12 protein-coding genes are annotated in these 14,308 nt (G+C 65.4%); 4 read left to right on the top strand and 8 right to left on the bottom strand.

Annotated elements, in window-relative coordinates; translation table 11 throughout:
• Positions 1-95: 95 nt before the first annotated feature.
• Together FHJ30_RS05880 and FHJ30_RS05875 are read right to left on the bottom strand one after the other, a co-directional pair.
• Positions 96-578 carry an SRPBCC family protein gene (locus FHJ30_RS05880; protein ID WP_139028374.1) on the bottom strand — a complete coding sequence of 161 codons (483 nt, stop codon included), beginning with the start codon at positions 576-578 and terminating at the stop codon, positions 96-98.
• A gap of 37 nt (positions 579-615) precedes the next feature.
• The gene (locus FHJ30_RS05875; protein WP_139028373.1) at positions 616-1,353 is read right to left on the bottom strand and encodes a hypothetical protein; all 738 of its coding nucleotides are present in this window, start codon (positions 1,351-1,353) and stop codon (positions 616-618) included.
• A gap of 239 nt (positions 1,354-1,592) precedes the next feature.
• Between FHJ30_RS05875 and FHJ30_RS05870 the strand changes: the two genes are divergently transcribed.
• A complete protein-coding gene (locus tag FHJ30_RS05870; RefSeq protein WP_139028372.1) occupies positions 1,593-2,168 on the top strand; it encodes an HNH endonuclease in 576 nt (191 codons plus the stop codon).
• A gap of 21 nt (positions 2,169-2,189) precedes the next feature.
• Here the strand turns inward: FHJ30_RS05870 and FHJ30_RS05865 are convergent, their stop codons facing one another.
• Together FHJ30_RS05865 and FHJ30_RS05860 are read right to left on the bottom strand one after the other, a co-directional pair.
• Positions 2,190-3,245, bottom strand: coding sequence for a 2,3-butanediol dehydrogenase (locus tag FHJ30_RS05865; RefSeq protein WP_139028371.1), 1,056 nt, complete (start codon positions 3,243-3,245; stop codon positions 2,190-2,192).
• A gap of 8 nt (positions 3,246-3,253) precedes the next feature.
• Positions 3,254-5,053, bottom strand: coding sequence for an NAD(P)/FAD-dependent oxidoreductase (locus tag FHJ30_RS05860; RefSeq protein ID WP_139028370.1), 1,800 nt, complete (start codon positions 5,051-5,053; stop codon positions 3,254-3,256).
• A gap of 171 nt (positions 5,054-5,224) precedes the next feature.
• Here FHJ30_RS05860 and FHJ30_RS05855 point away from each other — a divergent pair, with 171 nt between their 5' ends.
• Positions 5,225-6,508, top strand: coding sequence for a GAF domain-containing protein (locus FHJ30_RS05855; RefSeq protein WP_139028369.1), 1,284 nt, complete (start codon positions 5,225-5,227; stop codon positions 6,506-6,508).
• A 315-nt stretch (positions 6,509-6,823) separates the two neighbouring features.
• Here FHJ30_RS05855 and FHJ30_RS05850 read toward each other — a convergent pair whose 3' ends face one another.
• Complete coding sequence (locus FHJ30_RS05850; protein WP_139028368.1) at positions 6,824-7,804, bottom strand: nucleoside hydrolase; 981 nt, start codon at positions 7,802-7,804, stop codon at positions 6,824-6,826.
• A 29-nt stretch (positions 7,805-7,833) separates the two neighbouring features.
• A complete protein-coding gene (locus tag FHJ30_RS05845; protein ID WP_139028367.1) occupies positions 7,834-9,279 on the bottom strand; it encodes an MFS transporter in 1,446 nt (481 codons plus the stop codon).
• Positions 9,280-9,427: 148 nt separating this feature from the next.
• Here FHJ30_RS05845 and FHJ30_RS05840 point away from each other — a divergent pair, with 148 nt between their 5' ends.
• Both FHJ30_RS05840 and FHJ30_RS05835 read left to right on the top strand, forming a co-directional pair.
• Entirely contained in the window at positions 9,428-10,297 is an 870-nt protein-coding gene (locus tag FHJ30_RS05840; RefSeq protein ID WP_139028366.1) for a ribokinase, read from the top strand.
• Between the two features lie 20 nt (positions 10,298-10,317).
• Entirely contained in the window at positions 10,318-10,818 is a 501-nt protein-coding gene (locus tag FHJ30_RS05835; protein ID WP_139028441.1) for a GNAT family N-acetyltransferase, read from the top strand.
• On the opposite strand, the gene FHJ30_RS05830 is transcribed toward FHJ30_RS05835, so the two are convergent.
• Positions 10,772-12,055 carry an McrC family protein gene (locus FHJ30_RS05830; protein ID WP_139028365.1) on the bottom strand — a complete coding sequence of 428 codons (1,284 nt, stop codon included), beginning with the start codon at positions 12,053-12,055 and terminating at the stop codon, positions 10,772-10,774. The genes FHJ30_RS05835 and FHJ30_RS05830 overlap by 47 nt on opposite strands.
• Before the next feature lie 3 nt (positions 12,056-12,058).
• A complete protein-coding gene (locus FHJ30_RS05825) occupies positions 12,059-14,188 on the bottom strand; it encodes an AAA family ATPase (RefSeq protein ID WP_139028364.1) in 2,130 nt (709 codons plus the stop codon).
• Between the last annotated feature and the right edge of the window lie 120 nt (positions 14,189-14,308).

Here is a 14,308-nt window from a genome sequence, read left to right as displayed (position 1 = left end):
GAACCAGAGGGGTTGACCAGCAGCCGGCACAGCGTCAGGCAGCCGACCTCATTGGGGCGAGTGCCATCGTCGTGCCTTGAAAGAACCCCAGCCTGCTATGCAGGGATTGACTCGGCGATCCGCTTGATTGCCGCGAGCGTTTTCGGGATGCCGTCCAGCGCCTGCTCAGTGCGGTCGGCGATCTGGGCGGGGGCGTCGTCGCCGAACTTCTCCTTGAACATGGCTATCCCGTCCGGCAGGAATTCCCACGACTCGGTCAGCATCGTCCGGGTATCAGCCGGAGCCATGGTGAAGCCCCAGCGGACAAACTTGCCGCCCACCAGCCAGGCGAACTCGCGGCCGCGCTCGGCGGCCACCACCTGCGAGCGCGTCTCCCACGTCCTGTGGGGCAGTTCGTTGCGCCCCGTGAACCAGGCACCAACCTGGCCGGCACTGTCCTCGTCGTCCCACCAGCACGAAGTACAGACCGGGCTCCACTCGCCGGTCCGGGTGATGTCGGCGACCAGGTCGTAGACCGTCTCGGCAGACGCCTGCACGGTAACGGACTCCTGGTACTGGCGGGTGCTGATCTGGTTCATGGGTCCATCCTTACTAAGAGTCACTTCTTATTGAGGGTCACTTCTTCTGCCGCCGGCTGCCGCCGTGCCAGTCTTCCTGCGTGCCGACTGTGCCGGCGGTGACTCCGAAGGCGGGCAGCTGCGGCTGCTCACGCAGGCTGCGCTTGAGCTCGGCGAACCCGGGAAACCGTGCCAGGCCCACCACGTGGTCCCACAGCTCGGCGGCGGACTCTTCGTCCGGCAGCCGGCTGATCACCGGCCCGAAGAAGGCCACCCCGGCGGGCGGCTCAAAATGGATGATGGGCGTGCCCACATCCTTGCCCGTCAGCCCCAACGCCTCATCCGTCTCCTGCCGGATCTCCCGGTCCCAGGACTCGTCATCCAGGGCCTCCGCCAGCGCCAGGGGCAAGCCGGCCTCGGCGAGAATCGGCTCCACAAACTCACGCGTCCCGCGCCGCTCACGCACCGCGCGCTCGTCAGGCAGGTTGTCCCTGTCCGGGGCGGCTTCGAAGATGTGCGTGCCGAATGCCTCGTACAGCCGCGCGATCGACTGGCGGCCATGCTCCCCACGGGCCTTGGCCGCCACGCGCAGAAGCCGGAGGCCGGCCGTGTGTCCGGCCTCGTACTCAGGCGGGAAATGGGCGTCGTAGTCGACCGCCGCGTTGATCTGGCGCAGCGAGATGAACCGCCAGTCCACGGTGTATCGGCGCTGCGCCTGCACCTGCCGCACCCATTTGCTGGTCATCCAGGCGAAAGGGCAGACCGGGTCGAAATAGAAGTTGATGTCGGCATCCACCCGTCCACCCTTGCACCTGTCAGTGACCCACGTCTATTCGGCACGGAAGGTGGACAGCAGCGTGACCGGCTGAAGGCCTCGAAGCTGCTCCACGTGGAACTGCATTGTGCTCCTCGTGAGACCCGGAAGCTCGGCAAAAACTGAGCTAAACCTGGGACACCGCCTGGCGTCCCGCCTATAGGATTCCCTAGTCATCCGGAGCCACGCGCTTCCGGCGAACTGAAAATTGGGGGAAATCAATGCCGGAACTCGGCCGTATCTACTGGACCCGGCAGGGGCTTCGCCTGGCGTACTCGGCGGTGATGATCTGGATCGCTGTCGCGGTGGTGACCGCGCTCAGCTCGAAGCCGGCACCGGCTGTCGGAACGGGCCCGTCCGCCGCCGCCGGGGTTCTGAGCGGCATGGTGGAGAACGTCGTCGCTGCGGTTGCGCTCCCGGGCGTGGCCGCCGTCTTTTTGGGTATTGCGGCCGCCGTCATCACCGGCCGGGACGTCCGCCGTCGGGATCCGGTGCGCCGCTTCACGCGCCAGCAGCGCCGTGAAGGGATGGCCAGGGCCGCCGGCCTGTGCGAGCTGGAAGCCGGCTTCGGGCGCCGCTGCGGACGCCCGGCCGAGCACGGCGACCACTTCTATCCGTGGTCCAAGGGCGGTTCCACGAGCCTGCAGAACTTTGTTGCGGCCTGCGCCAGGTGCAACCGCGCCAAGCGTGCCAACATCCCGTCACCGGGCCAGCAGCAACGGATGGAACGACGACGGCGGGAGTACCTGCCGCCGTCGTCCTCCGTCAGCGTGGGCGAACGCCACCCGCTCCCCTGACCGCGCGGCCGCCCATAGCCCCTACGGGTGCACCAGCACCTTCACCGCGGTGTCCTTGTGGTTGATGAGGGTGTCGAAGCCCTGCTCCACCAGGTCCTCCAGCGCGATCCGGCCGGTGATGAACGGCTTGAGGTCCACCTTGCCCTCCTGCACCATCTTGATCACGGCGGGGTGGTCCCGGACGTAGGCGATGGTGCCGCGCAGGTCGATCTCCTTGAGCACCAGCTTCTGCATATCCACCGTGGCGGGCGCGCCCCAGATGGACACGTTGACCACCACGGCACCGGGCCGGACGGCGTCGAGCATGGTGTCCAGCACCGCGTTCACGCCGGCGCATTCGAAGGCGACGTCGGCCCCCGTCCCGCCGGTCAGTTCGCGCACCCGCGCCGGGACGTCCTCCTTGCTCGGGTCCAGCACATGGTCGGCCACGCCGCTGGAAGTGGCCTTCTCCTTGCGCGCCTGGGTAAGTTCGCTGATGATCGTGGTCACCCCCATGCCCTTCAGGACGGCCGCGGTGAGCAGCCCGATCGGCCCGGACCCGCCCACCAGCGCGGTGTCGCCGGCTTTCACGCCGCTGCGCGCCACTGCGTGGTGGGCCACGGACAGCGGCTCGATCAGCGCCGCCTCGTCCAGCGGGATGTCCCCGATGGGGTGCACCCACCGCTGGTCCACCACGATCTTCTCGCTCAGCCCTCCCCCGCCGCCGGACAGCCCGATGAAGCCCATCTGCCGGCACAGGTGGTAGTTGCCGGCCTGGCACATGTCGCAGTCGCCGTCCACGAAATAGGGTTCGACGACGACGTTGTCCCCCTTCGCCAGGCCCGTGACCCCTTCGCCGACCTCTGAGACAGTCCCGGAGAATTCGTGCCCCAGGGTTACCGGGGATTCCTCGTGGGAGAGCGGGTGCGGATGGCCGGGAGGAGGGCAGAAGATAGGGCCTTCCAGGTATTCGTGCAGGTCGGTGCCGCAGATGCCGCACCACGCGACGTCGATCTTTACCGCCCCGGCGCGGAGTTCCGGCTCCGGGATGTCCTCGATGCGGATGTCCTTGCGGGCGTGGAAGCGTGCTGCCTTCATGATGCTCCTTAGCGGGTGTGGTGGCTGGGCTGCAGTTCGTACACCGGCGTCTCCAACCCCTCCATCCGGGCCTTGAGCTGCAGGGCCAGGTAGGAGGAGTAGTGCCGGCTCTGGTGCAGGTTGCCGCCGTGGATCCAGAGGTTGGGGACGTTGGTTGGTTTCCACATATTGCGCAGCTCCCCCTCCCACGGACCAGGGTCTTTAGGCGTGTCTGAGCCGTATCCCCAGCACTTGCCCACCCGGTCGGCGATTTCCGGCGAGACCAGGTCCGCCAGCCAGCCGTTCATGGACCCGTAACCGGTGGCGTAGACAATGAGGTCGGCCTCCAGTTCGGTGCCGTCGTCCATCACCACCGCGTTGCCGGTGATCTTGGAAACCTGCCCGGACTTCAGCTTCACCCGGCCGTCGATGATCAGCTGGGAGGCGCCGACGTCGATGTAGTAGCCGGAGCCGCGCCGCAGGTACTTCAGGAACAGGCCGGACCCGTCCACGCCGAAGTCCAGGTCGAACCCGGCAGCCTCCAGCTGCGAGTAGAACTCCGCGTCCCGCCGGGCCATCTCCTGGTAGACGGGCACCTGCGCCTCGGGCAGGATCCGGTACGGCAGGGACGCGAACAGCAGGTCCGCCTTTTCCGTGGTGACACCGTTCGCCAGCGCCTTCTCCGAGTACAGGTCCCCCAGGGCCAGGTCCATCAGCGATTCGCTGCGGGCAATGTGGGTGGAGGACCGCTGCACCATGGTGACGTCGGCGCCGTGCTCCCACAGGTCCGCGCAGATATCGTGCGCGGAGTTGTTGGAGCCGATCACCACCGCCTTCTTCCCGGTCCAGTCCCCGCCGCCGGGATGCTGGGAGGAGTGCCGCTGCTCCCCCAGGAAGCTCTCGGCACCGTCGAACGCGGGGATGTTCGGGTAGCCGGAGACGCCCAGGGCGAAGACCAGCTGCTTGGGCCGCAACGTCACCGGTGACCCGTTGCGGAGGACGCTGACCGTCCATTCCTGCGTGCCGTCGTCGTACTCTGCGCCCACGCACTCGGTGCCGGACCAGTAGTTCAGCTCCATGATGCGCGTGTAGTGCTCCAGCCAGTCGCCGATCTTGTCCTTTGCGGCGAAGACGGGCCAGTCGTCCGGGAACTTCAGGTAGGGCAGGTGGTCGTACCAGACGGGGTCGTGGAGGTGCAGGGACTTGTAGCGGTTGCGCCAGGAGTCGCCCGGGTTCTGGTTCTTCTCGATCACGATGGTGGGCACGCCGAGCCGCCGCAGCCGCGCGGCGAGGCCGATGCCGCCCTGCCCGCCGCCGATGATCACGCAGTAGGGCTGCTCCTCGTAGCCCAGCCGCGCCTCCTGCTCCTCCTTGAGCTCCTTCCAGGAGCGGCGGCCGCGGACGATTTCGTGGGCCACGCCCTGCTCACGGCGCGGGCCCTTCTTCTCCTCGAAGCCCTTCAGCTCCTGCATGGTGGTGAGCAGCGTCCAGCACCTGCCGTTCCGCAGCCGGAGGTGGCCGTAGCCGCGGGCGGCGCCTGTCTCGAAGGTGATCCAGGCTTCCACGGTCCCGTCGGCGGCGGTGCTGCCGGTGGCGTCCTCTGCGAGCGCCCAGTTGGCCGGCTGCACGTGGTCCAGCGTGGCCTGGAGCATGCGGCGGATGTCCGCCTTGCCTTCCAGGGTTTTCAGGTTCCAGGTGAACGCCACGAAGTCGCGCCAGTAGCTTTCGTCCTCGAACAGGTCCAGCGCGGCGTCCACGTCGCGGCGCTGCAGCGCGCCGTCCAGGCTAGCCAGCCAAGCCTCGGCGGCGGCGGTGGGTGTTTCGGTCATCTCCACTCCTTTGTGTGCGGTCCCTCAGGTGGTCCGGGCGGCCCCCTCCCGCCGATGTCCCTGCGGTATGCTGGGGCGGGCGTGAGCTGCATCACTATTGGAACGCGGCGGGGGTAACAAGCGCGTTACACGGGCGCTGCCGGCAAGGACGCCGGCGGTGAGGAGGAGACGGTGGACTACGGCCTGAGGTTCTCGGACCCGGCGAAGTACTCGCGTGCCCTGCGCCGGGCGCACGAGCTGGTCATCTCCGGTGTCCCGCGCCCGGAGATCCCCACGCCGCTGGCGGAATCGTGGCGCCGGTCCATGGCGCTAGGCATCAGCCCGGACCAGCACAGCCCGCGGCACGTGCACGATCCGTCCGAGGTGCTGCAACTGCGGCGGGAGCACCGGCTGCAGCTGGTGATGCCGGCACTGCAGGACCTGCTGGCCGACGATTCCAGTTCCGGCCGGCACCTGCTGGTGCTCACGGACGCCGGCGGCGAGATCCTGTGGCGGGTGGGCAGCCGGGAGGCGCTGCGGCGGGCGGACCGGCTGGAGTTCTCCGAAGGGGCGGACTGGTCCGAGGCGGGGATCGGCACCAACGCCATCAGCGAGGCGCTGGTCACCGGCGGGCCGGTGCAGCTGTTCTCCGCCGAACACCTGGTTCGCACCCACCACGACTGGGCCTGCACGGCGGCGCCCATCACCGACCCTTTGACGGGTGCTTTGCTCGGCGTGCTGGACGTTTCCGGGCCGCTGGACACCATCAGCGCGGACACGCTGCGGATGGTGCGGTGCGCGGTCCGGGTGGCGGAGTCGCTGCTGGGAACGTCCGACGGCGGCGCCTCCTTGGGTGCGTCTTCTTCCGTTGGTGCGTCGCGGCAGAGTGTCCGCCTTGGGGCTGCCGTTTCGTCGCTGGAGCTGCTCGGCGACCGGCCTGCCGCGGTGTTTGCCGATGGGGCGCGCGTGCCTCTGACGCTGCGCCGGGCGGAGATCCTGGCGCTGCTGGATTCACGGTCGCAAGGGTGGAGCGCCGACGAACTGGCGTACGAGCTGCACGGGGATGCGGGCACGCCGCAGGCCATCCGGACGGAGATGTTCCGGGTGCGGTCGCTGCTTGGTGGCGCGGTGGAGTCGAACCCGTACCGGCTGGCTGCAGGCTTGACCGGGTGTTCTGACTCAGGCCGGGTGCTGCGGCTGCTGCGGGAGGGCCTCGTGGCTGAGGCCCTGGAGGCGTATCCGGCTCCCCTGCTCAGCCGGTCCGGCGTCCTCGCGGTGCAGCTGCTGCGAGACCAGCTGGACCTGGCCGTTGGTTCGGCAGTGCGGGCCAGCGGGGATGCGGGGCTGCTTATGCGGTGGCTATCCACGGATATGGGGTGCGCGGACCCGGAGGGTGTGAAAGTGCTGGGACAGCTGGTGGGACGTGATGATCCCCGGTATTCGGCGTTCCGCGCTTCCTCTGCCCTCTGCGGGTGAAAACCGGCGGAACGACAGCACTCCGGTGATGTCGTCCCGCTTTTTCTGTGTCCTGGTCAGGTCACCCGCCTGTCGGCCCGACCCAGGCGCTGAAGTCGCCCCTTCTCCCTTCGCCGCGTTGATCGTCATCCTTGCCACACCGGCGACAGCGCCTATAGACGGCTCCGTCCTCGGCGTGTTCGACATGCCATTCGTGCCGGATATTCAGCTTGCACAGCAGGGCCTGGATCATGGCAGCCTCCGATCCACATCGCAGCGCTCTGTACTTCCAATCATGGCCCTGGCGCGGTCCCGGCGGAACTGGCAGTCTTGGATTTATCCAACAGGTGTGGGTACGGGCTCAACCGCCGGCGCCAGCAGCGTCTCCACCAGGTGTGGGGCGAAGTCCTCCTCCAGCGAGAGGACCACGCGGCACCGCGCGCCGTTCACCTCCGGGTACCCCGCGTACAGCCCGCGCATGTCGCACACGGTCTGCCCGCGGCCGGGCCCGTCGGAGGTGTCGACGGCGGCGCGCACCACGGGTGCCAGCGCAGGCTTAACGGCGCCAACGGCGAGCGCCGCCGCCAGGGGATCGTGCATGGCGGAGCAGGGCCGGCCGTAGATGTCCTCGTAGAACCGGAAGTAGTAGCCGAGCATCTCCCCCAGCGCCCGCGGCACCGCCCCGGCAGAAGAAAGCAACTCCTGCCGGTGTGACTCCTCCAGAACAGACGCCATGGTCACGTCCAGCGGCACCAGGGTCACGTCCCAGGCGGCGGCGAGGACCAGGGCGGCAGCCTCGGGGTCGTGCCAGATGTTCGCCTCGGCCACGGGCGTGATGTTCCCCGGCGCCAGCGCGGCCCCGCCCATCACGGTCACCGACTCCACCAGCGAGGGCAGCGCAGGCTCCAGCCGCAACGCCTCGGCAATATTGGTCAGCGGCCCGATCGCCACCACCTGCAAAGCACCGGGGTAAGAGTGGGCCAGCCGCACCAGCATCTCCGCCGCGGACTCCGCAACAACAGAAGCAGCGGAAGGAGCCAGCACAACCTCCCCCACACCGTTCTCCCCGTGTACCCACGGCGACCCGCCGCCAAAGGACCCAGCAAGCGGGTCGTGCGCCCCAACGGCCACCGGCACAGAAGCGGCCCCGGCCAACGACAGCAGGTCAAGGGTATTCCGGGCACCGACGGCGGCACTGACGTTCCCGCTCACCGTCCCAATGCCCACCACGGAAGCAAGTGGAGTGGCGAGCAGGTAGGCCAGGGCGAGGGCGTCGTCGATGCCGGTGTCGCAGTCGAGGTAAACGGGGGTAGTCACAATAGAGTCCTTCGCAACAGATAGAGGGGTTAGACCGTCTCGCCCTTGGGGGCGGCGACGAAGAGGCTGACGATGAACGCGGCGGCGGTGATGCCCACCGAGATCCAGAGCGCGGTGGCGTAGCCTGCAGAAGTACCCAAAGCGGCGAACGGCGCCACGAGTACGACGCCGAGGCTCGCCCCGATCCCGAACGACGCACCGTTGATGCCGGGCAGCGCCGCCGGGGCCTCCTTCGGCGACAACAGCACCGAGAGCCCGTTGATGGCGGTCAGGAAGAAGCCGTTGTAAAAGATGCCCAGGCAGGCAACGGCAACAAACACGGCAACAGGCGAAGTGGAAAACACCGCAGCAACCACAGCACACACCAGGCTCAGCGAAGTCCCCAGCCGCAGGGTGCGCACCCACCCGCGCCGGTCCGCCAACCACCCCGCCAAAGGCGCGGCGAAGACGCCAATCAGCGCGGCGGGGGTGAGGAACAGCAAAGCCGAGATGGAGGCGGAAAGCCCGAAGCCGCCGTCGTGATCCTGGCTCAGCAGCACCACGGTGAAGTTGATGACCGCGAAGATGCCGGCGAGGGTGAGGACGGTGGTGGCGATGACCGGCCACACCTGGCGGGAGCGCAGGTGGTGCACGCCGATGAGCGGGTGGCTGCGGCGCTTCTCGATGACCCAGAATCCCGCAAAGGACAAAACGGTGCCGGCCAGCAGGGCCAGGGCGGTGGGCGAGGTCCAGCCGGCAGCCGAACCGTCGGACACGAAGTACGTCAGGAACACCAGGAACAGCGAGAGGGAGCCGGCGCCCCACCAGTCCATGGCGCCGCGCACCCCACCAGGGCGTCCGGCGGGCACCAGGCGGAAGATGCAGAGAGCGGCGATGGCGGTGAGGACGAGGACGACGACGAAGATGGACCGGAAGCCGAGGGTCTCGGCCATGAGCCCGCCCACGTAGCCGTCCACGCCGCCGATCCCGCCGTTGATGGCGGCGATGATGCCCACGGAGGTGCCGAAGACCTTGGCCTGCAGGTTCTCGCTGAGCACGATGTAGGCGAGCGCGAACACGGCGCTGGAGACGCCCTGCAGGAACCGGCCGGTGACGAGCAGCGGCAGGGTGGGCGCGGCGATGCAGAGGATGGTGCCGGCGCCCATGATGCCCAGGACCAGCAGCAGCGCGGCACGGCGGCCGATGAAGTCGCTCCACCGGCCGATCACGGGCCCGGCGATGGCGCCGGCCAGGAAGAACATGGACTGGACGGGGGCTGCGCTGTCCGCGTTTTCGCCGAAGCCCGCGGCGATCTGCGGCAGCGCGGGGGTGACCATGCTGGCGTTCAGCTGGAAGGACAGCACGCCCAGCAGCAGGGTGGCGATCAGCAGGGCGGCGCGGCGGCCGGAGAGCCTGGTCGCGTCGCCGTCGGGAAGTACGACGGCGGCGCCTCCTTCCGCGGGAGGCGCGGCTGCGGCGGGGGTCGGGGTGTTCACATCAAACTCCTTTGTTCGAGCAAAAGGGATCGTCTTTCGCGGCGATTCAAGTTGTTATACAACCATGTATGACTCACAAGTACAACCATGCGCTACACTTTTTCGAAAGCCCGGCCGCTTCCGGCCCTCCCCCTGAGAGAGTTTTCCCATGAACACAACACGTCCTGCCGTCACCGTGGTCGGCAGCATCAACCTTGACCTGATCGCCACCGCCGAGCGGCTTCCGACCGCGGGCGAAACCATCGGCGGCGCCGTCCTGTCCGAGCAGCCCGGCGGCAAGGGCGCCAACCAGGCCGCGGCCGCCGCACGCCTGGGCGGCAGCACCCGGATGGTCGGCGCCGTCGGCAAGGACGCGTCCGGGCAGCGGATGCTGGATGCCCTGGCCGCTGCCGGCGTGGATACCTCCGACGTGGCCGTCCTGCCCGAGCCGACCGGGACGGCGCTGATCGTGGTTGACCGCGACGGCGAGAACCAGATCGTCGTGTGCCCGGGCGCGAACTCGCACCTGTCCCTGGACGTGGTGGAATTCGGTCCCGAGGAGACGGTGCTGTGCCAGCTGGAAGTTGGCCTGCCCGTGGTGCTGGAGGCGGCCCGGAAAGCGCAGGGGTTCTTTGTGCTGAACGCGGCGCCGGCCATGGACCTGCCGGCGGAGCTGCTGGAGCGGTGCGACCTGGTGATCGTCAACGAGAGCGAGTACGCCCTGATCCCGGCCCTCGCGCAGGCGAAACTGGTGGCGGTAACGTACGGCAAGGACGGCTCGGCGATGTTCGAGCACGGCCGGAAGGTGGCCGAGGCGCCGTCTGCTGCGGTTGCGGTGGCGAACACCGTGGGCGCGGGCGACGCGTTCTGCGCCGCCCTGGTCCTGGCGCTGCGGAGCGGGCTGGACTACGCGCGCGCCCTGGCGGTGGCCAATGCCGTTGGGGCCGACGCTGTGGGCGACCCCTCTTCCCAGCCGGATTTGGCACAGCTGGACCACTACGTGGAGCGGACTGCTGCCGCCTCGGGTGCTTCCTCGTGAGTTTTGCATTCCGGCGGGCGATGCCGGCGGACTTTCCGGAGGTGCGGCGGATCACCCGCGACGCCTACCTCCGGGCCGGGCACTTCGCCGCCGACCACCCGTACATGAGCGTGCTGGAGGACGTGGAACACCGCGCCGAGCATGCACAGGTGTGGGTGGCGGAGACCGCCGGGAAGGTGGCAGCCGCGGTGACGCTCACGTTCGCCGGGGAGCCCTACAGCGAGATCGCGCAGGACGGGGAGCTGGAGTTCCGGATGCTTGCCGTGGACCCGGCGCACCAGGGCGGCGGGGTGGGCCGGGCCGTAGTGCGCGAGATCGTGGAGTACGCCCGGCGGCTACCCGGCATAGAGACGATCAGCATCACCAGCGCAACGTTCATGGAGCGTGCCCACGGGCTGTATGAGGCCTTGGGCTTCCGCCGGGCGCCGGAGCGGGATTGGTACGTGCCGGGCGAGGACGTGCTGCTGTGGGTGTTCACACTCCAGCTGGTGGAGGCCAAGCCTGTCGACTCGGCCAACTGAGGTGTCGTCCGTTAGTGGCTAACCGGGCGAGGGCGGCCTGTTCAACTTCGCTTTCCCCTCCGACCGGGATGGGTTCAGCAATACGGGCCGCCAGTCCGTCCACCTCTGCCATCAGGGCGTCCGGAGGCTGATCCAGGTTGAGGGCATGGCAATAGATGGTGATGCCGGGCCGGTCGATGACATAGGACCTGATATCCGCGTCGCCTCGGGCATACACCAGATGCCCCTCGGAGAGTCCAAACCTTATGCAGTACGCCAGCATCTGGTAGACGTCTGCATTTGGATAGCGACCCAGCTTCTCTGCTTTGTACTTGGCATCGATGGCCGCCCGGACAATGCCGTTGGAGCGCAACAAGATGTCAGGTTTGATGGTGAGCTCGCCTCCTCGGTCCAGATATGAGGAAGACTGCAGTTCAACACTTGTTCCTTGCCGTGAGAGGCTGGCTCGCAGCGCTTCTGATACAAAGTCTTCGAAGATCCGCCAAGTGTCAAAGAGAAAGCCGGAAGCGGCGTAGTCTCCTTGGCGATGCTCAAGGGAGCAGTTTCGAAGGATTAGCTTCGACAGGCCTACCGCACCTTCGTACCTGACATTCAAGCGGTCAAAGCGAACGCTGGGCAGCGAGCGTCCGGCGCCTATGGGCGTTACCCCTTCAAATTGCTGCGTCAGTTTCTTAATGGCCAGCCGGTTAGAGGAGCTCAGGGATGGAAGAGCCAGAAGTCTCAGAGACGCCGACAATAACAGCTGATTCTCTGCCGTATCAACTGTGTACTCGTCAAAAATCACCTGTGCGGGTAGCGCAAGGCCCGCACGACGGCCGAGCTGTGCCGGAATGTCCAAGCGACCCCGGATCACCGGCAGGGCATCACCGAACGTCTCGTAAGCCTGGTGCTTCCCCCGGGACATGGCGATCCCTACTTGGCGAATGAAGGAGCGGGCAATCGCATCGAGAACAGTTACGTCGCTCCCAATGGTGACGTGCTCGTCCCGCCAGAATTTTTGATCGCTTGAGAAGCCGATCATGAAAAATAGCCGGGCAACAGGAATCTTGGGAGCAATTGCAACCTGCCATCCGTCGACATGGATGACGCCTACCTTGCTTACATCGGAAACGGACCAGTCGCCACCGCCAAGAGGAAGAAAATTGGCCAGACCCAGCCTGGAGATTGCGGCTGCGACACTGTCGGGAACCGATACGGCGACCTCATTGCGGCCCTCCCTGAGATTAAGGCGCTTCATGCGCTATTCCGCCCGAACCTCAGCGGATAGCCCCACGTCTTTCACGCGTTGCCGTAAGGCTTCGAGCCCGTACCTTTTTTCGATATCCACTCCTTCGCCAAAATGGTACTCAGCCAGTAATGGCAGGATGTCGTATTCCCAAATCTCCTCAAGTCTGCCGGGGTCAAATTCTGAAGGCTCTGGCATCAGATAACTTGGTCCGACCTTGAAATCGGAGTCACCGATGAGTTGGTTGAGTGCGTGCAGAAGTATTGCCGGTTCAGCGTTCAGCTCGTGGTGTCGAAGCCATCTGTCCAACACATGTCGCACAGGGTCCTTGTCCGGATGCATTTCCACAAACGAAAACCTGCGGCGCATTGCCGAATCCAGCAACGCGATTGACCGGTCAGAGGTGTTCATCGTCCCGATGATAAAGAGGTTAGAGGGGAGCCGGAAGAAGTCGTCGTCGTCACGGCTGTACTGAAGCTTAATTGGACGATCTCGATACTCGAGAAGGAAATACAGCTCACCAAAAATCTTGGCCAGATTACCCCTATTTATTTCATCGATCACTAGGACGTAGTTGAATTCCGGGTTCCGGACCGCTTGCTCCACGATACGCCGCAAGGGACCGTCCTTAAGCTCGTATGTCAGAGCACCAGAATCGGTTGTTACGGGCCTATAGCCCTGAAAGAAGTCCTCATATGAGTAACTCGGGTGGAACTGAACAAGCTCTGTGTACTTTGCGTCGCCAGCGATGTGCTCGGCAAGGGCCAGGGCCACGTAGGTCTTGCCCGTTCCTGGGGGTCCGTAGAGGATGACCTGGCGACGGCGTTCAATGAGATTCAGCTGCTTCTGAAGCCAGCCGTCTGCCATATGAAGTCGCGAGGAAATGTCCGAAGTTGCCTTCGGAAACTTGCGGCCACCTAGCGGGGCAGTTATTGGTGGAAGTGAATCTTCGAGTGGTCCTTCGCCGGAGGCGAGACCGCGCCACTTGGGAAGAAAGGTGTCACTGTAGAAATCTATCGGGCCTGATTCCGCTTGTTGCAGCACCAGCACGATTCTGAAAAGATCTTCGTCGATGTCGCCCGTGGACTCCCCGATTTCCCCAAGGAACCTGTCGCGCACCGCGGCCTTGTCCGCATCCGGGACTATTGACGTGAAGTAGTCGGGCCGACCTACATAGAGAAGCGAATTCCGTTGAGTTGGATAAGTGTTCCCAGGAACCGATGCGGTGAACTTCTTCCAAGACTGGGGATCCTCCAAGACGTTTTCCTGGTCTTTGGGATCTATGCCAAACCATGCATCCAAGAGATGGACATGGATGCTGATCGCAGGATGTGCCTGACCAACCATCCACATACCGGGGTGATAGACGCCGTCTTTCAGCGCCTCACGGATTTCCTTGGGAATTTCCACAGGATGCTTCATCGAAGCGAGTATTTTGTCGACGCGAGCAAGCTTCGAGCGTTCTCCCATCGCACTTTTATGGAACGGAAGCAATTGCCATGTCGTCAGTTCGGCTAAAAGCAGCTTCCCATCGTCATCGAGTCCACCAAGTTGCCTGTTCAACTTACTTAGAAAGTCAGTGCCTTCGACATTAGTTGCACTGACAAAGTGAGCGAGAAGCGCGTCAACGTTCGACCTGTTCCAGACAGAGCGTCCCGGTGAAAAGACTGAACCTAATTGAGCGAGGCCTCGCTCGCGGAACAGCTGAGCGGCAGTTCTCACACGCTCTTCGCTGGCATGGCGAGCGACAATTGTAGAACGCAATAATTCAGCCTTCTTCTGCCTGTTCTGCTTGCTCCATTCGTTGTAGCGGGAGCGAGCCTCGAGGGCGAGTGATTCATCGTCAGGGAATTCTGCCAGGGCTGATCTGCCCGCCTCGGTGATCTTCCACAACCCATCGCTTTCCGGGTTCTTCCACAACCATCCGGCCTTCTTGAGATCTTCAGAAGCCCATGAGAGGTTCGCCGTACCTCGGATGCCCCCGCTCGGGAGCGCCTCGAGTTCATGTTCTGTCCATGGCACACGTTCTGCGGCAAGCGCCATGATCCCCTGATCCCCCGGCCTGTTATAGAGTCCTTCAGGGTGCTCGTTCAAGAGCTGCAGGATAAGTCGCGATCGCGGGATGTTGCCACTGGTGGATGCCATGTTCAGTCCTGTTTCTAGATGCGATGTCAAACCGAGTGTGCATTATGGGAGCGTTTAAGTGCGGCATCCAGCCGCGCTTTCGTGGTGCTGTGTCGGTGATCAGTCCTGCCTAGCGGCGCT

Source organism: Arthrobacter sp. BB-1, from assembly GCF_006151685.1.
Classification (GTDB): Bacteria; Actinomycetota; Actinomycetes; order Actinomycetales; family Micrococcaceae; genus Arthrobacter.
This window is presented reverse-complemented; position numbering and strand designations above follow the sequence as displayed.

Bases quoted from the DNA above. Each gene is read 5' to 3' on its own strand.
- FHJ30_RS05880 (WP_139028374.1), bottom strand. From the start codon at position 578: ATGAACCAGATCAGCACCCGCCAGTACCAGGAGTCCGTTACCGTGCAG.
- FHJ30_RS05870 (WP_139028372.1), top strand. From the start codon at position 1,593: ATGCCGGAACTCGGCCGTATCTACTGGACCCGGCAGGGGCTTCGCCTG.
- FHJ30_RS05865 (WP_139028371.1), bottom strand. From the start codon at position 3,245: ATGAAGGCAGCACGCTTCCACGCCCGCAAGGACATCCGCATCGAGGAC.
- FHJ30_RS05860 (WP_139028370.1), bottom strand. From the start codon at position 5,053: ATGACCGAAACACCCACCGCCGCCGCCGAGGCTTGGCTGGCTAGCCTG.
- FHJ30_RS05840 (WP_139028366.1), top strand. From the start codon at position 9,428: ATGAACACAACACGTCCTGCCGTCACCGTGGTCGGCAGCATCAACCTT.
- FHJ30_RS05835 (WP_139028441.1), top strand. From the start codon at position 10,318: ATGCCGGCGGACTTTCCGGAGGTGCGGCGGATCACCCGCGACGCCTAC.
- FHJ30_RS05830 (WP_139028365.1), bottom strand. From the start codon at position 12,055: ATGAAGCGCCTTAATCTCAGGGAGGGCCGCAATGAGGTCGCCGTATCG.
- FHJ30_RS05825 (WP_139028364.1), bottom strand. From the start codon at position 14,188: ATGGCATCCACCAGTGGCAACATCCCGCGATCGCGACTTATCCTGCAG.